Origin of the sequence: Amycolatopsis sp. MJM2582, from assembly GCF_000754115.1 — a bacterium.
Classification (GTDB): Bacteria; Actinomycetota; Actinomycetes; order Mycobacteriales; family Pseudonocardiaceae; genus Amycolatopsis; species Amycolatopsis japonica.
Genome location: NZ_JPLW01000004.1, coordinates 111,606 through 134,125, shown reverse-complemented (window position 1 = coordinate 134,125; position 22,520 = coordinate 111,606). Strand labels below are relative to the sequence as shown.

The 22,520-nt window shown below is 69.6% G+C and carries 24 protein-coding genes and 1 tRNA gene; 10 read left to right on the top strand and 15 right to left on the bottom strand.

The features are described from left to right. Nucleotides 1-58 precede the first annotated feature (58 nt). The 7 genes from ED92_RS25970 (at nt 59) to ED92_RS42030 (ending at nt 4,973) form a co-directional block, all read left to right on the top strand. Entirely contained in the window at nt 59-922 is an 864-nt protein-coding gene (locus ED92_RS25970; RefSeq protein ID WP_037342888.1) for an STAS domain-containing protein, read from the top strand. After that, nucleotides 919-1,317 carry an STAS domain-containing protein gene (locus ED92_RS25965; protein WP_037342887.1) on the top strand — a complete coding sequence of 133 codons (399 nt, stop codon included), beginning with the start codon at nt 919-921 and terminating at the stop codon, nt 1,315-1,317. The genes ED92_RS25970 and ED92_RS25965 overlap by 4 nt, the downstream gene beginning before the upstream one ends. Continuing rightward, entirely contained in the window at nt 1,307-1,738 is a 432-nt protein-coding gene (locus ED92_RS25960; protein WP_016335021.1) for an anti-sigma regulatory factor, read from the top strand. Before ED92_RS25965 ends, ED92_RS25960 begins: the two co-directional genes overlap by 11 nt. Then, nucleotides 1,735-2,733: an ATP-binding protein gene (locus tag ED92_RS25955; RefSeq protein WP_037342886.1), complete on the top strand. Its 999-nt coding sequence runs from the start codon at nt 1,735-1,737 to the stop codon at nt 2,731-2,733. The genes ED92_RS25960 and ED92_RS25955 overlap by 4 nt, the downstream gene beginning before the upstream one ends. Then, entirely contained in the window at nt 2,730-3,914 is a 1,185-nt protein-coding gene (locus ED92_RS25950) for a PP2C family protein-serine/threonine phosphatase (RefSeq protein ID WP_037342885.1), read from the top strand. The genes ED92_RS25955 and ED92_RS25950 overlap by 4 nt, the downstream gene beginning before the upstream one ends. Nucleotides 3,915-4,029: 115 nt before the next feature. Then, a complete protein-coding gene (locus ED92_RS42810) occupies nt 4,030-4,497 on the top strand; it encodes an ATP-binding protein (RefSeq protein WP_052120862.1) in 468 nt (155 codons plus the stop codon). Between the two features lie 77 nt (nt 4,498-4,574). Beyond that, the gene (locus tag ED92_RS42030; protein WP_161791124.1) at nt 4,575-4,973 is read left to right on the top strand and encodes an STAS domain-containing protein; all 399 of its coding nucleotides are present in this window, start codon (nt 4,575-4,577) and stop codon (nt 4,971-4,973) included. Between the two features lie 59 nt (nt 4,974-5,032). Here the strand turns inward: ED92_RS42030 and ED92_RS25935 are convergent. Further along, nucleotides 5,033-5,105: transfer RNA gene (locus ED92_RS25935), tRNA-Asn, on the bottom strand. Nucleotides 5,106-5,268: 163 nt separating this feature from the next. Here ED92_RS25935 and ED92_RS25930 point away from each other — a divergent pair. Further along, entirely contained in the window at nt 5,269-5,448 is a 180-nt protein-coding gene (locus ED92_RS25930; protein WP_007031230.1) for a hypothetical protein, read from the top strand. Between the two features lie 50 nt (nt 5,449-5,498). Here the strand turns inward: ED92_RS25930 and ED92_RS25925 are convergent, their stop codons facing one another. Genes ED92_RS25925 through dnaG form a run of 3 tightly spaced genes read right to left on the bottom strand, consistent with a single transcriptional unit; the run spans nt 5,499 to nt 8,698 of the window. Next, complete coding sequence (locus tag ED92_RS25925; RefSeq protein WP_037342883.1) at nt 5,499-6,263, bottom strand: trans-aconitate 2-methyltransferase; 765 nt, start codon at nt 6,261-6,263, stop codon at nt 5,499-5,501. 15 nt (nt 6,264-6,278) lie between these two features. Further along, nucleotides 6,279-6,791: a hypothetical protein gene (locus tag ED92_RS25920; protein WP_037342881.1), complete on the bottom strand. Its 513-nt coding sequence runs from the start codon at nt 6,789-6,791 to the stop codon at nt 6,279-6,281. 2 nt (nt 6,792-6,793) lie between these two features. After that, nucleotides 6,794-8,698, bottom strand: a complete 1,905-nt coding sequence (gene dnaG, locus ED92_RS25915; RefSeq protein ID WP_037342879.1) for a DNA primase — start codon at nt 8,696-8,698, stop codon at nt 6,794-6,796. Between the two features lie 45 nt (nt 8,699-8,743). Here dnaG and ED92_RS25910 point away from each other — a divergent pair, with 45 nt between their 5' ends. Then, nucleotides 8,744-9,682, top strand: coding sequence for a sigma-70 family RNA polymerase sigma factor (locus ED92_RS25910; protein WP_037342878.1), 939 nt, complete (start codon nt 8,744-8,746; stop codon nt 9,680-9,682). Between the two features lie 58 nt (nt 9,683-9,740). Here ED92_RS25910 and ED92_RS25905 read toward each other — a convergent pair whose 3' ends face one another. Next, on the bottom strand, nt 9,741-10,307 hold the full coding sequence (locus ED92_RS25905; protein ID WP_037342876.1) for a carboxymuconolactone decarboxylase family protein: 567 nt from the start codon (nt 10,305-10,307) through the stop codon (nt 9,741-9,743). A gap of 174 nt (nt 10,308-10,481) precedes the next feature. Between ED92_RS25905 and ED92_RS25900 the strand changes: the two genes are divergently transcribed. Then, nucleotides 10,482-11,723 carry an aldehyde dehydrogenase family protein gene (locus tag ED92_RS25900; RefSeq protein ID WP_037342875.1) on the top strand — a complete coding sequence of 414 codons (1,242 nt, stop codon included), beginning with the start codon at nt 10,482-10,484 and terminating at the stop codon, nt 11,721-11,723. Here the strand turns inward: ED92_RS25900 and ED92_RS25895 are convergent. The 10 genes from ED92_RS25895 to ED92_RS25850 form a co-directional block, all read right to left on the bottom strand. Beyond that, nucleotides 11,713-13,515: a hypothetical protein gene (locus ED92_RS25895; protein ID WP_037342873.1), complete on the bottom strand. Its 1,803-nt coding sequence runs from the start codon at nt 13,513-13,515 to the stop codon at nt 11,713-11,715. The two genes, ED92_RS25900 and ED92_RS25895, sit on opposite strands and share 11 nt — an antisense overlap. 9 nt (nt 13,516-13,524) lie before the next feature. Next, a complete protein-coding gene (locus ED92_RS25890; protein WP_037342871.1) occupies nt 13,525-14,601 on the bottom strand; it encodes a serpin family protein in 1,077 nt (358 codons plus the stop codon). Between the two features lie 142 nt (nt 14,602-14,743). Further along, nucleotides 14,744-16,024, bottom strand: a complete 1,281-nt coding sequence (locus ED92_RS25885) for a deoxyguanosinetriphosphate triphosphohydrolase (RefSeq protein WP_037342870.1) — start codon at nt 16,022-16,024, stop codon at nt 14,744-14,746. 38 nt (nt 16,025-16,062) lie between these two features. Then, on the bottom strand, nt 16,063-16,695 hold the full coding sequence (locus ED92_RS25880; RefSeq protein ID WP_037342869.1) for a YdcF family protein: 633 nt from the start codon (nt 16,693-16,695) through the stop codon (nt 16,063-16,065). Nucleotides 16,696-16,727: 32 nt separating this feature from the next. Next, entirely contained in the window at nt 16,728-17,333 is a 606-nt protein-coding gene (locus ED92_RS25875) for a response regulator transcription factor (protein WP_037342867.1), read from the bottom strand. Continuing rightward, complete coding sequence (locus tag ED92_RS25870; RefSeq protein WP_037343443.1) at nt 17,330-18,526, bottom strand: sensor histidine kinase; 1,197 nt, start codon at nt 18,524-18,526, stop codon at nt 17,330-17,332. The genes ED92_RS25875 and ED92_RS25870 overlap by 4 nt, the downstream gene beginning before the upstream one ends. A 15-nt stretch (nt 18,527-18,541) precedes the next feature. Next, nucleotides 18,542-19,270, bottom strand: coding sequence for an ABC transporter permease (locus ED92_RS25865; RefSeq protein ID WP_037342865.1), 729 nt, complete (start codon nt 19,268-19,270; stop codon nt 18,542-18,544). Further along, nucleotides 19,267-20,190 (bottom strand): ABC transporter ATP-binding protein, encoded by a 924-nt coding sequence (locus tag ED92_RS25860; RefSeq protein ID WP_037342864.1) that lies wholly within the window; start codon nt 20,188-20,190, stop codon nt 19,267-19,269. The genes ED92_RS25865 and ED92_RS25860 overlap by 4 nt, the downstream gene beginning before the upstream one ends. 177 nt (nt 20,191-20,367) lie before the next feature. After that, the gene (locus tag ED92_RS25855) at nt 20,368-21,756 is read right to left on the bottom strand and encodes a glycine--tRNA ligase (RefSeq protein ID WP_034316415.1); all 1,389 of its coding nucleotides are present in this window, start codon (nt 21,754-21,756) and stop codon (nt 20,368-20,370) included. 91 nt (nt 21,757-21,847) lie between these two features. Then, nucleotides 21,848-22,510 carry a class F sortase gene (locus tag ED92_RS25850; protein ID WP_037342861.1) on the bottom strand — a complete coding sequence of 221 codons (663 nt, stop codon included), beginning with the start codon at nt 22,508-22,510 and terminating at the stop codon, nt 21,848-21,850. Nucleotides 22,511-22,520 lie beyond the last annotated feature (10 nt).

Genomic DNA, 22,520 nt, shown 5'->3' with positions numbered 1-22,520 from the left:
ATATGACAACGGTTGCTGTGGATATCGGGCAGCGGCCTGGAGCCCCTGGGAGGCCTCAGTGCTGAGGACGGACGACTCCGCCGTCCGGGACCTGCTTTCGCGGATCTTCGGTGAAGACCAAGGCGAGCTGGTCGACGAGTGGGTTCGATGGCAGCTGGCGGACTCGTCGGCGCGGCTCGACGAGACCGCGCTGCGGCGCGAGGCGACCGAACTGCTGGGTGCGCTCCGTGAAGCGCTCGCCATCGGGATGCCGCTGAGCCAGATCGTCGAGCGTGACCAGGCGGTCCGCTCCGCCCTGCGCGGGCTTTCCGAACGGCGCGCTCGCGCGGGTACCGCGCCGGCCCTCACGGCCACGGCGATCCTCGCGCTGAAACACACGACCACGGCCGCGGTCGAACGCCGGAGCGAGGACCCGGCGCTGCGCTATGAGGCGTCACTGCTGGTCAACCAGCTCCTGGACGCCGCGAGCCTGCTCACCTTCTCGGTGTACGTCGAAGGGCGCGAGGAGATCATCCGCCGCCAGCACCAGCAGATGCTGGAGCTGTCCACGCCGGTGGTGCGGCTGTGGCGACAGGTGCTGGCCGTCCCCCTGATCGGCACGCTCGACAGCGCTCGCACCCAGGTCGTGATGAACAGCCTGCTGGAGGCGATCCAGACCCACGAAGCCCGTGTGGCGATCATCGACATCACCGGCGTGTCCACAGTGGACACCGCAGTGGCTCAGCATCTGCTCCAGACGGTCAGCGCGGTGCGGCTCATGGGCGCCGAATGCCTGATCAGCGGGGTCCGTCCGTCGATCGCGCAGACCGTCACGCAGCTCGGCATCGATCTCTCCCACATCGTGACCCGCGGCTCGCTGGCCGACGCCCTCGCCGCCGCGCTGGAGCTGCTCGGCGACCGCACCGCCGCGGTGACGGGATGACGGCGGACGCGGGCCTGCCGATCCTGCGGCTCGGCGACATCCTGATCAGCGGGCTGCTGGCCGACCTGGACGACACCACCGCGCTGCGGTTCACCGACGAACTCACCACCCGCATCTCCGACGAGGGGATCCGCGGGGTCATCCTCGACATCTCCCGGCTGGAGATCATCGATTCCTTCGTCGCCCGGGTGCTGATGCAGCTGGCCGCCACCGGACGGCTGCTCGGGGCACGGATGATCGTCGCCGGCATGCGCCCCGCGGTCGCGATCACCCTGTCCGAACTCGGCCTGCGGCTCACCGGCGTCCAGACCGCGCTCAACGCGGAACAGGCCATGGAACTGCTGGGGTGGCGCCGCCCCGCCGAGGCCGCCGAAGAGGCGCCTCATGCTTCCTGACGAACTCACCGGTTCCGGGCGCGACATCCCCGCGCGCGAACACGCCGTCCGCGCCGAGGAAGACCTCCTCACCGCCCGCCACGCCGTGCGGGCCTGCGCGGTCGCCGTGGGCTTCTCCATCGTCGACCAGACGAAAATCGTCACCGCGGCCAGTGAACTGGTCCGCAACGCCTACATCCACGGCGGCGGGGGCTCGATGACGATCACCGTCGTACGAGAGGGCCGGGTGGGCCTGAAGCTGACCGTGCGCGACGAGGGCCCCGGCATCGCCGACGTCGAGCAGGCGATGGCCGACGGGTTCAGCACCGGCGCCGGGCTCGGGCACGGTCTCGGCGGCACCCGGCGCCTCGTGGACGAGTTCACCATCGACACCGCTCCCGGCCGCGGCACCACGGTCACGATCGTGCGCTGGAAGCCATGACCATCACCGTCGCGGACCTCACCCGCCAGATCCGCATCGACCACATCAGCGCGGTCTACACGGCGGCGCGCGCCGCCAGGGAGGTCGCCGCGGAAACGGGATTGCCCGAGGTACTGGCCGAGCGCGCGGCCGTCATCGCGTCCGAGCTGGCGGGCAACATCGACAAACACGCCACCGACGGCACGGTCTTCATCCACCGCTCCCTCGCCGGGGACGGCGTGGACATCTACGCCGCGGACTCCGGACCGGGCATGGCCGACCTGGACTACTGGCGCATCGACGGCCACAGCACGACCGCGACCCTCGGCACGGGCCTCGGCGCCGTAGGCAGGCTGGCCACCGAGTTCCGGATCCGGTCGGCGACGGCCTCGGGCACCACCGCGGCGGCACGAACACTGGTCACCGGCGCCAAGGCCGCGGCCGTTGCGCACGTCCGCCTGGCCCGCGAAGGCGAAGACCGGTGCGGCGACGGCCTGGCACTGGCCTGCGTGCCCGGAGTCCGGACCATCGCCATCGTGGACGGCCTCGGCCACGGCCCCGCCGCGGGCGACGCGGCGGTGGCCGCGATCGACGTCTTCCACCGCAACCCGGGCCGCCCGCTCCGCGACCACCTCACCGCCATGCACCGGTCGCTGCGGCAGACCCGCGGCGCGGCCGTCGCGCTCGCCCGGATCTCCGGCGGCCTGCTCGAATTCTGCGGCGTCGGGAACATCGGCGGCATGGTGCTGACGCCGGGACGGAGCAGGCCGCTGCTCAGCATGCCCGGCATCGTCGGGTTCACCCTGCCGGACCCCCACGTCCGGACCGTGGACCTGCCCGAACACCACGTCCTCGTCCTGCACACCGACGGAATCGGCACCGGCTGGCGCGGCGCCGCACCCCTCGGCCCGCTCCCGGTCCCGGCACTCCTCGCCGCCGACCTGGCCCACCGGCACCGCGACCCGCACGACGACGCCACCCTGATCGCGGTCGGCTCCGGAACGGGCACGTCATGACGCGCTCCCCCATCGCCCGGCTACGCCACCGCCTTCGTGAAGCCTGCGCCGCCGCGGGGGTCACCACCGACGACCGCGCCAAACTGGTCCTCGCGGTGACCCTGCTCGCCGAGCGAGCGGGGCACCCGCCCGAGCTGTCGACCCACGCGGGCAACGGCAGGCTGGCGGTCACTCTCCGGTTGCCCGGCCTGGTCGGCCAGGACCACCGCAACGCCCTGCCGCTGCTGCCCGACGCCGGCGACAGCGCGGTCCTGACCTGGCACCTCCCCGCCGTCCACGGCGCGGCGCCGGTTCCGCTCGACGACGAACTGGCCACCCGCGAGGAAATGCTCGCGCTCATCGCCCGCGCCGACACCCTCGCCCAGGAGCAGCGCGAACTCAAACACGAACTCGCCGAAACCAACAGCGGCGTGCTCGCCATGTACGTCGAACTCGAGGAACGGGACGAACGACTCCGGCAGGCCCACGCGGTGATCTTCCGCGAACTGGAAGACGCGCTGCGCCCGCCACCACCACCCGTGGACGCTTTCGACCTGGCCGTGCACTACGCGCCCAGCGAAGCGGACTCCCCGACCGGCGGCGATCTCTACGACTGGTTCGTGCTGCCCGACGGGACCGTGCACATCACCCTCGTCGACGCCGTCGGCCACGGCGTCACCTCGACCCGGCACGCGCTGACCGTCACCCACGCCATCCGCACGCTGGCGCTGGAAGGCCATCCCCTCCACGATCTGATCGCCCGCGCCGCCGGCACGCTGGCGACCATCGAGCCCGGCCTGATGGCGACCGTGCTGCTCGCCCGGCTCGACCCGGTGACCGGCGACGTCACCGTCGCCAACGGCAGCCATCCGCGCCCGGTCCTCGTCACCGCCGCGGGCGACACCGAACTCCTGGTGCCCTCCATCGTCGGGCGAGGTATCGGATTTCCCGACCCTGGCAACGGAAGCCTGGTCGGCCGCACCCTCGCCGCGGGCGACCTGCTCCTCCTGTACACCGACGGCTTGACCGAAAGCCGCAAAAACCATCAGGAAGGCGAAGGCCGGCTGCTGGCCGCGGCACGCCGCCACGCCGGGGAATCCACGGCGACCATCCCGCACACCCTCGCCGCCGAGATGCACGACATCGTCCTGCACGCCGACGACACCGTCGTCATCGCGATCAGACGCAAACCGGCACCGTAGCTCCTGAGCCGAGCCTGCGGATGAAGGTGACGCGTTTGCTTTTGTTCACTTCCGGGTACTGCATTCAGTGCGCGAAGTTTTCCGATCAAAGATCTAGAACGAGGCGGTGGGACGGATGTCGACGCAGCCGGGAACCACTGAGCGCAACGAGCCGTACCCGGGCGACGTGACCTTCGATCTGGACACGACCCCGACCAGGGACGTCCGCCACGGCGTCCGGCAGCTGCTGTGCCACTACCGGGGACTCGCCGTGGACGACGCGGTTCTGGTGGCGGACGAACTGATCAGCAACGCCCACCGGCACGGTGACGCGCCCCGCGTCTGCCGTCTCGGCCTCACGCATCAGGGCCGGTACGTGCGGATCGAGGTCGACGACGCCTCGCCGCGCCGGCCGCGGCGGCGGACCCCGGACGGTTCCGGCGGGCGGGGCTTGCTCCTGATCGACCGGCTCGCCGCCACCTGGGGCGTCCGGAATTTCGCCGACCACAAGACCGTGTGGGTCGAACTCGCGTTGCACCACGGGGGAAACAGCGGTCACGCGCCGCACTTGTCGACGGCGCGCACCTGGGACAGCGAGGACTAGCCGTGCGCCGCGGAACGGGCGGAACCCGGTCCGGCGTCGCCTTTCCCCGCGTCGCCGGTCCGGTACCGTCGCCCGGTGTGAATCACCCGCCCCAGGCCGAATCGCCACCGCCCGACCTGGACATCGTCCGCCGCGTCGTGAGCGGGCGCGTCGTGGTCGCGGTGACCGGCGAAGTCGACACCGACGCCGCGCCGATACTGCGCACGGCGGTCATGGCCGCGATCGACGACACCGCCGGTACCTGTGTCCTTGATCTGACCACAGTGGACTTCCTCGACTCCGCCGGCCTCGCCACACTGATCACCACCGACGCTTACGCGAAGGAACAAGGAAAATCACTGCGTATCGCCGTGGACTCCAACAGCCCGGTGATCCGGCCCATCGAAATCACCGGACTCGACATCGTGCTGAGGCTCTACCACACCGTCGACGAAGCCCTGCACGCCTCGAACCGGCGCCCGCACCCCGAGCGCTGACAGACGAAGACATCGAGCCCTGAAAACGAAGAAGCCCAGGCCTGTGGCCTGGGCTTGTGCTCCCCCGCTTGGACTCGAACCAAGAACCCTCCGGTTAACAGCCGAATGCTCTGCCAGTTGAGCTACAGGGGATCGTGCTCCGTACCGGCCGGATCGCTCCGACCGATGAGAGAACTTTAGCCCATGCCCTCCAGCGGCCGTTCACCCACCCCCCACTTTCGACATCACCTCGTCAAGCTCGCGTTTTGAGGGACAATGACAGCCGGAGCAAGATCGAACGGAGGCGTGGACTCGGATGAAGATGTTCCTGCTGGGTGCGGCCGCGGGCTATGTGCTGGGCGCGAAGGCCGGCCGCGGGCGGTACGAGCAGATCGTGCGGACCTACCGCAAGATCGCCGACCACCCCATGGTGCAGGGCGCCGCCGGGGTCGCTCGCGCCAAGGTCGGTGAGCGGTTCGGGCGGCCTCAGCGCTGATCCTGGGCCGAAGGGGCCTTTCGCCGCGTTTGACGCGGCGAAAGGCCCCTTCACTGCGTCACGGCGACCACGAAGACGCGCCGGAACTCGAACCAGGTGGTCCCGTCGGGGCGTGGCGGGTAGGCCTCGTCCAGTTCGCGGGCGAGCTGCGCGCGGAAGCGGTCCCAGTCTTCCCCGCTCAGGACCTCTTTGACCGGCCGCAGCGCGGTGCCGGTGATCCATTCGAGTACGGCGTCCTCCCCGGCCAGCCGCTGCAGATACGTCGTCTCCCAGGCGTCGACGGCGCAGCCCGCGTCGGCGAGCAGATTCCCGTAGCCGAGCGGGCTTTCGACGGCCCCGTTCTCCCGCAGGACGACGTCGGCGAGGCGCGTGGCCCACTCTCCGGTGCGCGCGAGGGCGCGGATCAGGGCGTGCGACGGGGCGTCGAAGTTGCCGGGGACCTGGAACGCGAGCGTCGCCCCGGACGGCAGGAGGTCCACCCAGCGGCGGAGCAGGTCACGATGTTCCGGGACCCACTGGAGCACGGCGTTCGAGATGACCACGTCGGTGTCCGGTTCGGGCACCCAGTCGTTGACGTCGAGCACTCGCGCGTCGACACCCCGCGTTCGCGCGGCTTCGACCATTTCGGGTGAACTGTCGCTCGCTTCGATGATCGCGTCCGGCCAGCGTTCCGCCAGGCCGGCGGTCAGATTCCCGGGGCCGCAGCCGAGGTCGACGACACGGCGGGGCGCCTCGGCGGGTATCCGCCCGACGAGGTCGTGGAACGGCCGGGCCCGCAGGTCGGCGTAGTCGAGGTACTTCACCGGATCCCACACAGTACGAGCGTACTGCTAGCCGTTCGGCTTCGCCAGCTTCTCGGCCGCTTCCTCGGCGATCGCCTTGACCAGCTCGACATCGGTGCCTGGGTCGGGCCGCACCTGCAGCACCGTGCCGTCCTGACCGGGGACCTTGCGCTCGACGAACCACGCTCCCCCGGTCCCGATTTCCTTGCGGTGCCGCCCTCGGACCGAGCCGTCCACCCGCTGCCGCACGAGGATCGGGACCTTGCCGGGCCGGGTGAGCTCGAACCGGACCGGCGTCTTGTCGGCCAGCAGCACGGCGTCCCCCGCCGTGCCGGTCTCCTCGGATTCGGTCAGGGTCAGCACGCCGGTGGACCACGCCGCCTTGCCGACCAGATGCCAGCCGACCCGGCGCGGCCCCGGGATCCACAGCCCCAGCGGTGTGACCAGCAGATATCCGCCGCCTTCGACCGCCGCGCTCCCGACGACGTGCTCACCGTCGTCCAGCGAGCCGCCGAAATCCGCCGGGACACGGTCACCCAGCAGGTGGCGCAGCCAGCCCATGCTCAGTCCAATCCGCCGATGGCTTGTTCCTTCAGCGCCTTCCGGTACTGCTCGAGCGCGACGAGGTCGCCGAACAGCGCGCGATAGTCGTCCGGCGCCTCGACCGGGGAAAGCCGCTGGAGCTTCGACTTGATCTCGTTGATCTGGCGGCCGACCAGGCTTTCCTGCACCGCCGCGAGCTGCGCGGAGATATAGCGCGAGTCGACCTCTCCCTTGGCGCGCAACGGTTCCACCGAAAGCTCGCTGAGCACGCGCCGCACCGTGCCCTGCGGGCAATGCGGGGCGGCCGCGTCGAGCAGGGCGGGTCCGGTCAGCCCGGAGCCCGCTCCGCCGGCGGACAGCAGCGCCTTGTGGATGGCGACGTAAACCGGATGAGTGAAGGCGTCCTCGGGCAGGGCGTCGTACTCGGCTCCGGCGAGCATCGGCTGCTGCAGTGCCGCCTTGAGCGCCTCGCGCTGCGCGATGAAGCGCGGATCGCCGGGTGCGGGCCTGGGCAGGTCCTCTTCGGCGGTGGCGGTGGCCGCGGCGGCCGGGCGCCGGACCTCGACGGTGGCGGAGCGTTTCGCCGCCGCCCCGGCGCTGCCGCGCACCCGGTTCACCACCTGCGCCGCGTCCTGCCAGCCGACCCACCAGGCGAGTTTCGACGCGTAGCCGTCGCGGCTGGCCCGGTCCTTGATCCCCGCCACCAGCGGGACGGTCTTCTGCAGCGCCGCGACCTGACCGTCGACGGAGTCGAGGTCGAAGGCCTTGAGCATGCTCTTGATCGCGAACTCGAACAGCGGGATCCGCCGCGCCACCAGGTCCCGCACCGCGGTGTCGCCCTTGGCGAGCCGCAGTTCGCACGGGTCCATGCCGTCGGGCGCGACCGCGATGTAGGTCTGCCCGGCGAAGGTCTGGTCGCCCTCGAACGCCTTCAACGCCGCCTTCTGACCGGCTTCGTCACCGTCGAAGGTGAAGATCACTTCGCCGCGGAAGGCGTCGTCGTCCATCATCAGCCGCCGGAGGACCTTCATGTGGTCCTCGCCGAACGCCGTCCCCGAGGACGCGACGGCCGTCGGGACCCCGGCGGCGTGCATCGCCATCACGTCGGTGTAGCCCTCGACGACGACGACCTGGTGCCGCTTCGCGATCTCGCGTTTCGCCAGGTCGAGACCGAACATCACCTGCGACTTCTTGTAGATCGGCGATTCCGCGGTGTTCAGGTACTTCGCCGAGACACGGTCGTCGTCGTAGAGGCGCCGCGCGCCGAAGCCGACCACCTCGTTGCCGACGTCGCGGATGGGCCACAGCAGCCGCCGGTTGAACCGGTCCATCGGCCCGCGCTGCCCCTCTTTGGCCAGCCCGGCCGTGAGCAGTTCCTTGACCTCGAACCCGCGGTTGAGCAGATGTTTGGTGAGTTTGTCCCAGCCCGCCGGCGCGTATCCGCAGCCGAACGTCTGCGCGGCGGCGGCGTCGAAACCCCGTTCCGACAGGAAGTCCCGCGCCGCACGCGCGTCCGGGGTGAGCAGCTGCTCGGCGTAGAACTCCTGGGCCGCGCGGTGCGCCTCGATCAGCCGGGCGCGGGTGCCGCGATCGCGCTGGACGCTTCCGCCGCCGCCTTCGTAGGTCAGCCGGAAACCCACGCGATCCGCGAGCCGCTCGACCGCCTCCACGAACGAGATCAGGTCCATCTTCTGGATGAACTTGATCACGTCACCGCCTTCACCACAGCCGAAGCAGTGGAAGGTGCCGTGGGTGGGGCGCACGTTGAACGACGGGGTCTTCTCGTTGTGGAACGGGCAAAGCCCTTTCAGGCTGCCCCCGCCCGCGCTGCGCAGCGCCACGTAATCGCCGATGACCTCGTCGATCCGGTTGCGCTCGCGCACCTCCGCGATGTCGCTCTCCCGAATCCGTCCTGCCACGCTCATCACTCTAGTTCCCGCTCTCCGAGCGCCGTGCGGCACACTCGGGGAATGAGCACCGCCCTGGACGAACTCGCCGGGAACTTCGCCGCGCTGCGGCCTCATCTGGTGTCGGTCGCCTACCGGCTCACCGGCACGCTGTCCGACGCCGAGGACGCGGTCCAGGAGTCGTGGCTGCGCCTGAGCGGCATGGACGAACGCCGCCGCGCGGCCATCGAAGACCACAAGGGCTGGCTGACCACCGTCGTCAGCCGGATCTGCCTCGACCGGCTGCGGTCCGCGGTGGTGCGGCGCGAACGGTACGTCGGGGAATGGCTGCCCGAACCGGTTCTCGGCCCGCTGGGCACCCCTTCGTCGGAGGACCCGCTGGCCGTCGCCGTCCGCGACGACGGCATGCGCATGGCGGCGATGGTGGTCCTCGACCGGCTGACGCCGGAGCAACGTGTCGCGTTCGTCCTGCACGACGCGTTTTCGGTGCCGTTCGGCGAGATCGCCGAGATCCTGGGCTGCACGACGGACGCCGCGCGCCAGCACGGTTCCCGCGGCCGCCGCGCGGTCGCCGACGCCGATCCGCCGCCGCGGACCGCGCTCGCCGAGCAGCAGCAGATCATCGAGAAGTTCATGACGGCCATGCTCACCGGGGACATCCAGGCGGTGGCGGAGGTCCTGCATCCCGACGTCGTCCTCGTCGGCGACGGCGGCGGCAAGGCGCGCACCGCGGTGCACACGGTCGCCGGGTTCGACAAGGTCACCCGCCTGTTCCAGGGCCTCATGCGGATGTACGACCCGGCGGGGATGGACCAGGCGCGGCTCGCGCTGGTCAACGGCGACCTCGGGGTCTACCTGCCGCCGCAGCCCGGTTCCGAGCGGTACCGGGCGCTCGACGAGCACGTCGACGCGTTCTCCATCCGCGACGGGAAGATCGTGGCGATCTACGACATGGCGAACCCGGACAAGCTCACCACCGCGCGGACCCGCGTCGGCCTCTGACCGCGTTTAGTCCTCTGAATGCGCCTGGGCGCATTCAGAGGACTAAACGCGGGTGGTTTCAGGGGAGCGGGATCTTGCAGGCATCACCCGACGTGAAGCCCTGCGCGGTGATGTCGAGCGCGCTGTTCATCCGGGCACGCATGTTCTCGAGGCCGATCTGGTAGGTCAGCTCGATGACGCCCTTGCGGCCGAATTCGCGTTCCAGTTCGGCGACCTGCTCGTCGGTGGCGGTCACCGGGCTCGCGGTCATCGCGTCGGCGTACGCGAGCGCGAGCCGTTCCTGGTCGGTGAAAGCGGGCGACTTCGCGTAGTCGTCGATGTTCTTCAGCCGTTCGATGTCGAGCCCCTCGTGCAGTTGCAGCATGGTCCCGAAGTCGATGCACCACGAGCAGCCGAGCTGGGTCGCGACGCGGTACACGGCCAGCTCGCGCACGTTCGACGGCAGCGTCTTGCTGGCTTTCTCGGCCATCATCTCGTGCATGCCGTTCGCCCGCAGCAGGGCGGGATGGTGCGCGTAGACGGCCATCGGCTCGGGCACGGCGCCGAAACGCTTGCCGGCGAACTTGTAGAACAGCTTCAGCAGGAAGCCGGCTTCGGCGGTCTTCACGGCGGGAATGCGCGGCATGGTGTCCTCCTCGTGCGAGTGCGTTCACCGACTGGACGAGGCGGCCCGCGCGGACGTGACAGCACCGTCGGTGACGCGCGCCACCCTCGCTTTTTAGCCTTTTCGCCGGAACCGCCAGTCGATCATCGACGCTAGGCTGGTGAGCTGGCACTTTTCCTTCCACCGAGGAGGACCATGCTCGCCGTCGAGGATCCCGCCACCGGACAACGGATCACGGACGTCCCCGACTGCGGGCCCGCCGAAGTCGACAAAGCGGTACGCGCCGCGGCGGCCGCCTCCCCCGCCTGGCGTGCCACGGACCGGCGCGCGGCCTTGATGTCGTGCGCGGTCGTCGTCGAGGAGGCCGCGCCCGTGCTGGCCCCCGTTCTCACCGAGGAGCAAGGGAAACCGCTTCGCGAAGCCGAGGCCGAGTTCGCCGGAGCGGCGGCACGCTTCCGGTACTTCGCCGGTTCCGGGCCCGAATCCGGGGTGCCGGTCGACGGGCCGGTCGCCGCGATCACGTCGTGGAACTTCCCCGTGCAGCTGGCCGTCGCGATGCTCGCACCGGCGTTCGCCGCGGGGAACACGGTGGTGCTCAAGCCTTCGCCGCGCACGCCGCTCACCACGCTGCACCTCGGGCGGATGCTGGCGGAGGTGCTGCCGCCGGGCGTGCTGACCGTGCTGACCGGCCACGATCCCCTCGGCGAGCTCCTCATCGCCCATCCCGGGATCCGGCAGGTCGCCTTCACCGGCTCGGCCGAAACCGGGAAGCGGATGGCGGCCGCGCCGGAATGGCGACAGCTGACGCTCGAACTGGGCGGCAACGCTCCCGCGATCGTCCTTCCCGGCACCGATCCGGCCGTCATCGCGGAACGGCTCTTCTGGAGCGCTTTCGCCAACTGCGGGCAGATCGGCGTGGCGGTGGAACGGGTCTACGCCGTCGGACCGGTCTACGACGGCGTCGTCGAGGCGCTGGCGGCCATGGCGACGGAAGTGGTGGTGGGCGACGGAAGGACGCCGGGAACGCAGATCGGCCCGGTGAACAACCGGCCGCGCCACGACCGCGTCACCGGTCTCACCGACGAGGCGCGGGCGAGCGGCGCGCGGATCGTCACCGGCGGACCGCTCGACGGGCCGGGGTACTTCTTCGCGCCGGCGATCCTCGCCGAGGCGCACGACGGGATGCGGGTGGTGACCGAGGAGCAGTTCGGACCGGTGCTTCCGGTCGTCCGATGCTCCACAGTGGACGAAGCCGTCGGGCTCGCGAACGCCACGGCGCCCGGTCTGTGCGGATCGGTGTGGGGCGCGGACGAGGAGCACGCCGCCGAAGTCGCGGCGCGGCTCGACTTCGGCACGGTCCGGGTCAACGACCACCGGGCCGACGAGCCGTTCGCCGGCTCGCGGTGGTCCGCGAGCCGGGCCGGGCTCAGGGAGTGATCGTCCGGACGTCCCACACCCAGACACCGTCGATGAACTCGGCGGGCTTCCGCAGCAGAAGGTCCACTGTGGTCCGGAAAGCGTCCTGGTGTTCGCGCGGGATCAGCACGAGCACGTCGGCGTTCCAGTACCGCAGATCCGCCAGCGCCTGCACCCGCTGCGACTCGGTGATCGTCGCGGGCACGCCGGTCTGCTTGATCTGGTCGAAGATGATCGACGTCGGCCGCTGGATGGCGCCGTAGCGGCCGCGTTTGTCGTCGGGACCGCTCGGGCCCACGAAGTAGCCCTCCGGCATCGAGTAGCCGAGCCCCGCGTCGATCTGCCAGTGCAGCGGTTCGGATTCGCCGGAACTCGGCAACGGCACGGGCACCACGGTCCCGCCGGGCGCGACGTAGCTCCGCCAGGTGCCGTCGGCGAGGAATCTGGGTGTCTGCGGCCGGTCCTTGACGATCAGCTGGGTCGGCGCGATCGGCAGCAGGACCGCGATGACGACGCCGATCCACACCAGCCGCAACGGGAATCGCCGCTCCCCCGGCACTTCGGGCAGTTTCGACGCGACCGTGTAGACGCGTTCGGTCGCCAGCGCGAGCAAGGCGCCGATGAGCGGGATACAGCCCATCGCCAGCCGCGATTCCAGCAGCGATTCGAACAACGGCAGTTCCGAAAGCAGCTTCCACGGCCCCGGGATCCCGGTCTCCTCGTGCACCACGATCAGTTGCACGCCAAGGGAAAGCCAGGCCATCACGAACATGGAGATCGCCAGCGCCCGTGCGAACACCTCACGCCACAGCCAGGCGGTGATGACCACCATCAGCACGATCAGCGGCCAGCCGAAGAAGGCGTTCTCTTCGGTGCGGTTCATCGACACGTCGGCGGCGGCCTGCGGCTGCCCGGCGACGGACTGCGTCGCGAACCGGGTGAACGCGGCCGTGTCGTTCCCGACCGGGCCGTGCTCGATCGCCTGATAGCTCTGCGGGCCGAAGAACTGCCACCACAGCGGGAAAGCGCACAGCACGAGCGCCACGAGCACCCCGATGCCGACGCCGATCCCCAGCGGTTTCGCCATCGGCGGGAACTCGCGGTAGTTCGTCGCGAAGTAGGCGATGGCGAAGATCGCGAACGCCATCGCGAAGATCAGCAGCGGTTCCTCGCCGAGGAAGATCTGGTACGCCGCCAGCAGCCCCAGGAAGATCCCGTTGCGGACCGGGCGTTCGCCGCGCGCGATCTTGAAGACCTTCAGCGCGATGAACGGCAGGACGAACCACGCGACGAAGTTCGGGTGCGCGTTGCCGTGCGAGATCATCGGCGGGGCGAAGCCGACGAACGCGCCGCCGATGGCCGCGCCGACCCGGTGGGTGACCAGATGCCGCGAGAAGACCCAGTACCAGGCGGCCGCCGTGCCGGCGAGACCGCCGGTGAGCGCGATGGCCCAGGTGACCGTCGGGCCGAAGGTGAGCGTGACCGGCGAAAGCGGGATGCCGATGCCGAGCATGGCCGTGTTGGCCATCAGGTTCACGCCGAGCGGATGGTTCTGGAAGTGCGAACTGAGCGGGTTCCTCAGGTGCAGCACGTTGTCCGCGGTGACGGAGAAGAACCACTCCCACAGGTTCTGATCCGACGCGCTGTTCCAGAGATAGCCTTCCTTGAGGTCGAGCCAGAGCCCGTTGTAGAGCAGGAAGGCGAACAGCAGGAAGCCGCCCATGATGGCGGCGTCGGCGGCGGCGAACCGGCGGGGTCTCGTGGGAGCCTTCCCGGCATCCACATTCGCCGCCTCAGCCTGGAAAAGGCTCACTGACCGTCCTCACGGCTCGACTACGCGGGCGAGAAAGTAGATCACACCCGTCGAGGCATGCCTCACGAGCAGAAGGAAGGGCCGATCGACGGCGACTTCCAGGGGTTCGTCGACGATGAGCGACGTCAGCCGCATCAGCACCGCCGTCGCGGCGGCGCCTTCGAGGCCCTGCTCGTCGATGCGGAGCACTGTCTGGTGGAGCACCTCGGACACTTCGAGCCGGTCGTCGTCGGCGAGGCCGGTGAGATCGGCGCTCGCGGTGAACATCGTCCGCACGCCGAGATCCTGGAGTTTCGCCGTCAGCGGGCTGTCGACGTCGAGGTCGAGTTTCGGCAGGGACAGTGCGATCGTCTTGGACCGCGTGTTCTCCAGCAGCCGCGCCAGCTTCCCCGCGTCGAGTTCGGCGTCGTCGAGGTCGCCGTCGGGCAGCAGGACGATCGCCTCCACCCCGCCCTCGGCGCCGAGGCGGACGACCTGCCAGCCGTCCTCGTGGGTGTGGTCGAGCTGTTTTTCGAGCCACATCGTCGGCACCGTACGGGTGCCGGACGGCGCGTGGAAGTCCGCGGGCGCGGTGTTGTCACGCGAGAACGGATTGGTCCAGGCGGTTTTGAGATACAGGGCGTTGACGATCGCAGCGACGGTGTCCTCCGCGACGGTCCCCGGTTTCAGGAGTTCGGGGATCAGTTCGCGGGTGGCCCGCGCGACGTCGGCGTTGATCAGCGCTCGCGCGGCCTCCGGATCGTCGCCGAACGGGGCGCTCTCGACCTTCCCGCCCGGCCAGGTGGCGAGTTCCTCGCGGAAGGAGTCTTCGAGCGGGAGCCCGTCCCAGGCCCAAAGCGTGTTCGCGACCGCGAGTTCGGGACCGTCTTCGAGCAGTGACGAGGCCTTGCCCAGCAGGTCGGCGAGCTCGTCCGGGTCGCCGAGCAGCGCGATCAGTTCGTCTCTGGTCTTCCCCTTGGCGGCCTGGGTCACCAGGCCGAGCGCGCTCGCGATCGAGTACGGCGAGAAGCACGCGTTCTCCGCGCGGCTCGCCAGCACCCGATAGAGGTCCAGACCAAACCGGAGGTGGCTTTCGACAGCTCCCATGCCGCAGACCGTACCGTGCACGGGCCCGTCCGTCTCCTGTCCGAAGGTAGGTGCCGTCAGTGGCAAGGACGGTTCCAACCGCCCCTAGCACTCATGAGGTGTCCCCGTGTCGTCCGGCTAATCACGCGTGTCGTCCATCCAGTCACGCGACACCGCCGTGACGGCCGGTGTGCCAGGCGTGCCACGCGTACGCTTGCGCGTCCGTGAGCGACGCCACCTGGTCGACGACCACGCGCAGGCGGGCCGCGTCGTCCGCGGCGGCCTCCCAGGCGGGCAGGAACAGGCCGTCGAGCGCGCCCGGGGCGCGGCGGCACAGCGCGCCGACCAGTTCGGCGAGCGTCTGACGCTGACCGTCCTGCATCGCGAGGCGCCGTTTGTCGCTCATCACGTACCGCAGCGCGAGCGCCTTGAACAACGCGACCTCGGCCGCGACCTGCTCCGGAATGACCAGGCGTGCGGCATAGCGGCTCAGCGGCCCTTCGCCGTACACCTCCCTCGTCGCGCCGACCACCGCCGTCGCGAACCGGCCGACCAGCTCGCTCGTCAGCCGTTTCAACGCGACCTGCGCCTTGAGCGAGCCGTCGAGCCCCGGTTCGGTGAGTTCCGCGACCACGGGCAGGTCGAGCAGTTCCTTCGCCGCACCTTCCAAAGTGGACTGCGACTGGTGCGAAAACCTGCGCGCCGCCTCGGCCACCGCCGCGCGTTCCTCCGCGTCGGCCAGTACCCGCAACGAGATCCGGCCGGCCAGCACCCCGTCCTCGACGTCGTGCACGGAATACGCGACGTCGTCGGACCAGTCCATGATCTGCGCTTCCAGGCTGGTGCGGCGCTCCGGCGCACCGGCCCGGACCCACGCGAAGACCTCGGCGTCGTCGGCGTACACGCCGTACTTCGGATTGCCTTCTTCCCGGGGCCACGGGTACTTCGTCGAGGCGTCGAGACAGGCGCGCGTGAGGTTCAGCCCGCCGGCGACCCCGCCTTCGAGCAGGACCTTGGGCTCCAGTCTGGTCAGGATCCGCAAGGTCTGCGCGTTGCCCTCGAAACCACCGCACGGCTGCGCGACCTCGTCCAGCGCGCGCTCGCCGTTGTGCCCGAACGGCGGGTGCCCGATGTCGTGCGCGAGACCGGCGGTGTCCACCAAGTCCGGGTCCGCGCCCAGTTCGTCCGCGATCCCCCTGCCGATCTGGGCGACCTCCAGCGAATGCGTCAGCCGCGTGCGCGGTACGCCGCTGACCTCGGCACCTTCCCCCGGGCCGACCACCTGGGTCTTGCCGGCCAGCCGCCGCAGGGCCGCCGAGTGCAGCACGCGTGCGCGATCACGGGCGAAGGCGCTTCGCCCGTCTTCCGCGCCCTCCAGCGCCGCGCCCTTGGGCCGCTCGGGCAGCAGACGCGCCCTGTCGGCCTCGGTGTAGGTGTCGCTCACCAGCCAAGCTTAAGCGCGATCACCGACACTTATCGGGTTCAGACCTCCGCGGGGAACCTGGTGAGGCGGTAGTACAGCAGCGCGCCGGTCTCGCGGACGATGTAGCGCGCCTGCGTCTCGCGGGCCTGCACGATCGGGCCACGGTGCGTGGGCGACGTCCAGGCGTCGAGGCCGAGGTCGTCGGCCATCACCCGCGCCCGGAACGAGTGCCACGGGTCGCTGACCAGCACGGCGGTCTTCCAGCCCCGCTGCTGCACCTGTTCGGCGACCGCGCGGAGGCTGCGCAGGGTGTCGCTGCCCTCACCGACCGGCAGCGTCGCCGACACGGGCACACCCCGTTTGCGCAGCCATTGCGCGCCCGCGTGCGCCTCGGTGTAGTTGTCGTCGGCCTTCTTGCCGCCCGCGGTGACGATGACCTCGGCGACGCCCTGGTCGTACAGCGCCTTCGCCTTCTCCAGCCGGGAACGGAAGATCTCCGACGGCCTGCCGTTGTACTGGGCCGCGCCGAGCACCACGATGACGTCGGCGCGGTCGCGCACGTCCTCCCGCGCCACCTGCCAGACCCGGAACGCCGTTCCGCCGATCAGCGCGACGACGATCAGCAGGAACCCCGCCAAGGTCCGGCGCACCCAGCTCGCGCGGGTGGGTTTGGTCCGTTCGGCGGTACTCACGAAGGTGATTCTCGCAGAGCCGCGAGGTGATCTCAGAGCCAGCCGTGCTCTTCCGCGAGCCGCACCGCCTCGGCCCTCGTCCTCGCCCCGGTCTTGCCCATCGCGGCCGAAAGATGGTTGCGCACGGTGCCCTCGGAAAGGTGCAGCGCGCGGGCGATGTCGGCCACCGTGCTGCCGTCCTTGGCCGCCTTGAGGACGTCGTGTTCGCGTCCGGTGAGCGGGCTCGCGCCGGTGGCGAGCGATTCGGCGGCGAGTGCGGGATCGACCACCCGGAGCCCGCCGTGGACCCGGCGGACGGCGTCGACGAGCTGCTCCGGCGGAGCGTCCTTGACCACGAATCCCGCGGCGCCCGCGGCCATCGCCCGCGACAGGTAGCCGGGCCTGCCGAAGGTGGTGCAGATGATGATCCGGCACAGCGGGAGCGCGCCGTGCAGTTCGGCGGCGGCTTCGAGGCCGTCCTTGCCCGGCATTTGGACGTCGAGTAGCGCGACGTCCGGCGAGGTCTCCTTCGCCCTCTGAAGCACTTCGTCGCCCGAGCCGACCTGGGCGACCACCTCGATGTCGGCTTCGAGGCCGAGCACGGTGGCCAAGGCCCCGCGCACCATCGCCTGGTCGTCGGCGAGCAGGACCCGGATCACGCGCAGCCTCCAGTGGGTTCGGAGAGCGGCGCGGCCACGTCGCTCCGCAGGGCGGACTCGGGTACGTCCGCCCGGACGAGCCATCCTCCCCCAGGTGGCGTGGTGGCGGTCAAGGTCCCGCCGACCGCGTCCAACCGTTCGGTGAGGCCGCGCAGGCCGTTGCCCGCCATCGCCTCGCCGCCTTCGCCGTCGTCCTCGACTTCCAGCCAGGTCTTGCCGAGACGGACCTTCACGCGCTTCGCCCCGGAATGCCGGAGCACATTGGTGACCGCTTCCCGCAGCACGTAACCGAAAGTGCGCTGCAGGGCGGGAGCGACGTTGTCCACCGCGTGTGGCAGATCCGCGTCGATTTCGGCCGCCCGCAGCGCCGCCCGCGCTCCGGCGACCTCCGCCGACAGCGACACCTCGCGATATTCGGAGACGGTGGCGCGGATGTCCGAAAGCGCGCTGCGGGTCAGGCTCTCGACCTCGCTGATCTCCTGCAGGGCACGGGTGTCGTCCTTGCCGCTCTCCAGGATCCGTCGGGCGAGCCCGGCCTTGACCGTGATGGTGGTGAGGCTGTGGCCGAGGATGTCGTGCAGATCCCGCGCCAGGCGCTCGCGTTCACCCGCCACCGCGAGCGTGGCGATCTCCTGGTTCGCCGCCTCCAGTTTCCGCACCGCGCGGACCAGGTTCGCCATGAAGAACATCGCCGCCGTGATCGAGATGACCGCGATGAGATCGCCGAAGTCGTATTTGCCGATGATCAGATGGACGGCCAGCACCAGCAGCAGGGCGCCGCCGTCGAGGATCAGCGACCAAGCCGGCGGCAGCGTGAAGGCCAGCACCGCCGTCGCGTAGATCAGGATGTACGGGTTGTTGTCGTGCAGGAACACCAGCGCGAGACCGATGAGCAGCATCAGCACCGAGAAGACGTAGGTCGTCTTCCGCCGGGAAGGCCGCAGACTGAGCGGGAACAGCACGTAGCAGGCGCCGTAGAAGAGCAGGAGAACGGCGATCACCAGCTCTTTCGCGGTCGCCCCGTCGGTGGCCAGATCGACCGCCGCGGGGACGAAGCCGGGCACGATGAAGGCGAGGCCGAAGAACACCCACCGCCTCGGCCGGGGGCCCCGTCCGGTTCGCGGCGGCATGTCCGCCCACCAGTTCTCCCGGCTGTTCAAGCCCGTCTCGACCCTGCCCGGGTAGTCGCTCACCGGTTCACCCATCTCTCAGACCCGCGCACTGTCCTTACGGTAACGCCTGATCACCAGCGTCCCGAGGACCGCGGTCCACGCCCCCAGCACGCCGAGCGCGACCGGGAGACTCACCGTGAGATGGTCGGTGACCACCGGGCGGACCAGCTGGATCAGCCAGTACGTCGGCGTCACCTGGGCGATGTCGGCCATCCACGACGGCATCCCGTCGATCGGGATCCACAGGCCGCCCAGGAAACCCATGCCCATCATCACGATCATGTTCAGCGGCTGCATCGACTCCGGTGTGCCGAACTGGCCAAGCAGCAGGCCGAGCAGCACCAGCGGGATCGCGCCGAGCCAGCAGCCCAGCACCAGCCGCAGCCAGCCGGCGGCGTCGAGGTGGACACCTTCGAACAGGACGCCGATCAGCGGGACGACGAGCAACGACGGGAGCGCGACGAGCATCGCCGAGAGCGCCTTGCCACCGAGATAACCGGCGCCCGTCAGCGGGGTCAGCCGCAGCTGGCGCTGCCAGCCCGTGGACCGCTCGATGGCCAGTTTCGCGCCACTCGTCATCGCGGCGGAGAAGGTGCCGAAGGCCATCATGTTGACCATGATCACGCCGGCGATGTCCATTTGGCCCGAGGCGAAGACGTTGGCCTGCAACAGGAACATTAGCACCGGGAAGGCGACCGCGAAGAGCACGAACCGGGTCGAACGGAAGGTGCGGACGATCTCGGTCTTGAGATAGGTCGGGTTCATCGGACGGTTTCCTCGGTGGCTTCGGTGGTCAGGGACAGGAACGCGCCTTCAAGACCGACGGCGCTGATCTCGATGTCGTGCGCTTCGGGGATTTCGCTCAGCAACGCGCGCAGCGTGGCGTCGGAATCGGAACTGGAGATCGCGGCGCGGCCACCGCGGAGTTCGAATCCGGTGACCGCGGGCAGCCCCGCGATCACCGGCTCCGCCGCCGCGGGCACGACCGCGCGGATCGTGCGTCCCCCGGCCAGCGCACGGACCTGCGCGACCGAACCGTCCGCGACGATCCGCCCCGACCGCATCAGCACGACACGGTCGGCGAACTCTTCGGCCTCTTCGAGATAGTGGGTGGCGAACAGGACCGTGCGGCCGGTGCTCGTGTACTCGTACATGGACTTCCAGAACTCGCGGCGCGTGCCGACGTCCATCGCGGCGGTCGGCTCGTCGAGGATCAGCAGATCGGGGTCGCTCACGAGCGCGACGGCGAACCGCACGCGCTGCTTCTGCCCGCCGGAAAGCCTGGTGGAGCGCCGGTTCGCGAGATCCTCGATCCCGGCGCGGCGCAACGCGTCCCGCACTGGCATCGGCTTGCGGTGCAACGCCGCGACCATGCCGACGGTCTCGGCGACCGTGAGATCTTCGACGAGCGCGCCGCCCTGCAGCATCGCGCCGATCATCCCGTCGCCGACCGCGTCCCCCGGCTCGCGGCCGAACACGGTCACGGTGCCGCTGTCGGGCACGCTCAGGCCCAGGATCATGTCGACGGTGGTGGATTTGCCCGCGCCGTTGGGGCCGAGGAGCGCGACCACCTCGCCCGGCGCGATCGTCAGGTCCACACCGTCGACGGCGTGGACGTCGCCATAGTGCTTACGCAGCCCGGAAAGCCGTACCGCCGCCCCCGCGGTGATGTCTTGTTCTCGCATGCTTAGAGCTTGTCGCGCGAGGGGGTCGCGGACGTGGGCCGCGCGTCACGACCTGAGGATGACAGTTGTCAGGGGTGAGCCGCTCCCGAACGTCATGAAAGGGCCGTTCAGGACAAGAAACGTCCTGAACGGCCCTTTCATGACATTGGCCGGGCGTGCGGCGCGAGTATGCGGAACTCAGGCGCCGATCAGCCGGCCGGCCAGGTACGACTCGAGTTTGTCGATCGCGACCCGCTCCTGCGCCATGGTGTCGCGCTCCCGCACGGTCACCGCGTGGTCGTTGAGCGAGTCGAAGTCGACGGTCACGCAGTACGGCGTCCCGATCTCGTCCTGGCGCCGGTAGCGGCGGCCGATCGCGCCGGCGTCGTCGAAGTCGACGTTCCAGTGCTTGCGCAGCGCAGCCGCGACGTCGCGCGCCTTCGGCGTGAGATCGGCGTTGCGGGACAACGGGAGGACGGCGACCTTGAACGGCGCGAGCCGGTAGTCCAGCTTGAGCACCGCGCGGGTGTCGGTGCTGCCCTTGGCGTTCGGCACCTCTTCCTCGTGGTACGCGTCCACGAGGAACGCCATCATCGACCGGCCGACACCGGCCGCGGGCTCGATGACGAACGGGCGGAACCGCTGCTTCGTGGCCTGGTCGAAGAACGACAGGTCCACACCGGAGTGGTTCGAGTGCGTCGTGAGGTCGAAGTCGGTGCGGTTCGCGATACCTTCGAGCTCGCCCCATTCCTGGCCCGCGTTGAACGCGAAGCGGTACTCGATGTCGACGGTGCGCTTCGAGTAGTGGGAGAGCTTTTCCTTCGGGTGCTCGTAAAGGCGGAGGTTGTCCGCCTTGATGCCGAGGTCCTTGTACCACTCGGTGCGCGCGTCGATCCAGTACTGGTGCCAGGTCTCGTCCTCGCCCGGCTCGACGAAGAACTCCATCTCCATCTGCTCGAACTCGCGCGTGCGGAAGATGAAGTTGCCCGGCGTGATCTCGTTGCGGAACGACTTGCCGATCTGGCCGATGCCGAACGGCGGCTTCTTGCGCGCCGCGGTCTGCACGTTGAGGAAGTTGATGAAGATGCCCTGCGCGGTCTCCGGGCGGAGGTAGTGCACGCCTTCCTCGGACTCGACCGGGCCGAGGTAGGTCTTGAGCATCATGTTGAAGTCACGCGGCGCGGTGTACTGCCCGCGGGTGCCGCAGTTCGGGCACGGCACCTCGGACAGGTCGTCCTCGGACACCTCCTTGCCCGAGCGGGCGGAGAAGTCCTCGGCCAGCTGGTCGGCGCGGAACCGCTTGTGGCAGGAGAGACATTCGATCAGCGGGTCGGTGAAGACGTCCAGGTGACCCGACGCGACCCACACCTGACGGGGCAGGATCACCGACGAGTCGAGGCCGACGACGTCGTCGCGGCTCTGCACAACGGTCTTCCACCACTGGCGCTTGATGTTGTCCTTGAGTTCGACACCGAGGGGCCCGTAGTCCCACGCCGACTTGGTACCGCCGTAGATCTCTCCACACGGGAAAACGAAGCCTCGACGCTTGCACAGGCTGACGACGGTCTCAATGGTGTTGGCGGGCACTCCACGCTCCGAAGCATGCGGGGACGGGTATGGGCTAGAAGGACAAGACTAACCGCCCGTCCCCGCGCGACCTCCGGCGAGGTCGGACCGCTCAGGGCCTGCTGACCAACGAGGCGGTGACGATGCGGTTGTCTTCGTAACCGTCGGTCCCGCCGACGTACTCGCCACCGCAGGTGACCAGCACCAGCCGATGCGGCCCGTCCGGCCCGAACAGCTTCTCCGACTGTTCGGCGAGCTTCGTCTTGTGCACGGTGACGATCTCGCCGATCTTGTACACCCACTTACCACCGTCGGTGTCGACGACGTTGACCTCCTGGCCGGTCTTGAGCCGCCACAATTCGTCGAACGGGCCCTTCTTCCCCTTCCAGTTCACATGGCCGGAAAGCAGGGAAGCGCCCTGGTCGGCGCCCAGTTTCGCGCCCCACCAGGTGGCTTCGTCGAGACCCTCGGGGATGGGCAGGGTCCCGTCCGCGGTCAGTTCCTTGCGGATCAGTTTCGCCGTGCCGCCGCCGGGGAGTTTGACCGTGCCGGGCGCCTGTCCCAGGTCGGCCGGGCTCTGGGGTGGCTGAGCCGCCGACGTGGTCGCCTGGCCCTGGGTGGCCGCGACGACAGGATCACTCGTTCCGGTGAACACGAACACCGCGACCACGGCCGCCACCACGAAGATCGCGGCACCGATGAGGATCAACCCCAGGCTGGAGCGCTTCTTCGGCTGCTCCTCGCTCGCCGTACCGTCGTCGAACTGTCCCACCATCGGGTATTAC

What these genes read in the sequence shown, in the direction of transcription:
- ED92_RS25965 (WP_037342887.1), top strand. Translation starts at nt 919, where the DNA reads ATGACGGCGGACGCGGGCCTGCCGATCCTGCGGCTCGGCGACATCCTG.
- ED92_RS25960 (WP_016335021.1), top strand. Translation starts at nt 1,307, where the DNA reads ATGCTTCCTGACGAACTCACCGGTTCCGGGCGCGACATCCCCGCGCGC.
- ED92_RS25955 (WP_037342886.1), top strand. Translation starts at nt 1,735, where the DNA reads ATGACCATCACCGTCGCGGACCTCACCCGCCAGATCCGCATCGACCAC.
- ED92_RS25950 (WP_037342885.1), top strand. Translation starts at nt 2,730, where the DNA reads ATGACGCGCTCCCCCATCGCCCGGCTACGCCACCGCCTTCGTGAAGCC.
- ED92_RS42810 (WP_052120862.1), top strand. Translation starts at nt 4,030, where the DNA reads ATGTCGACGCAGCCGGGAACCACTGAGCGCAACGAGCCGTACCCGGGC.
- ED92_RS25930 (WP_007031230.1), top strand. Translation starts at nt 5,269, where the DNA reads ATGAAGATGTTCCTGCTGGGTGCGGCCGCGGGCTATGTGCTGGGCGCG.
- ED92_RS25920 (WP_037342881.1), bottom strand. Translation starts at nt 6,791, where the DNA reads ATGGGCTGGCTGCGCCACCTGCTGGGTGACCGTGTCCCGGCGGATTTC.
- dnaG (WP_037342879.1), bottom strand. Translation starts at nt 8,698, where the DNA reads ATGAGCGTGGCAGGACGGATTCGGGAGAGCGACATCGCGGAGGTGCGC.
- ED92_RS25910 (WP_037342878.1), top strand. Translation starts at nt 8,744, where the DNA reads ATGAGCACCGCCCTGGACGAACTCGCCGGGAACTTCGCCGCGCTGCGG.
- ED92_RS25905 (WP_037342876.1), bottom strand. Translation starts at nt 10,307, where the DNA reads ATGCCGCGCATTCCCGCCGTGAAGACCGCCGAAGCCGGCTTCCTGCTG.
- ED92_RS25900 (WP_037342875.1), top strand. Translation starts at nt 10,482, where the DNA reads ATGCTCGCCGTCGAGGATCCCGCCACCGGACAACGGATCACGGACGTC.
- ED92_RS25890 (WP_037342871.1), bottom strand. Translation starts at nt 14,601, where the DNA reads ATGGGAGCTGTCGAAAGCCACCTCCGGTTTGGTCTGGACCTCTATCGG.
- ED92_RS25865 (WP_037342865.1), bottom strand. Translation starts at nt 19,270, where the DNA reads ATGAACCCGACCTATCTCAAGACCGAGATCGTCCGCACCTTCCGTTCG.
- ED92_RS25860 (WP_037342864.1), bottom strand. Translation starts at nt 20,190, where the DNA reads ATGCGAGAACAAGACATCACCGCGGGGGCGGCGGTACGGCTTTCCGGG.
- ED92_RS25850 (WP_037342861.1), bottom strand. Translation starts at nt 22,510, where the DNA reads ATGGTGGGACAGTTCGACGACGGTACGGCGAGCGAGGAGCAGCCGAAG.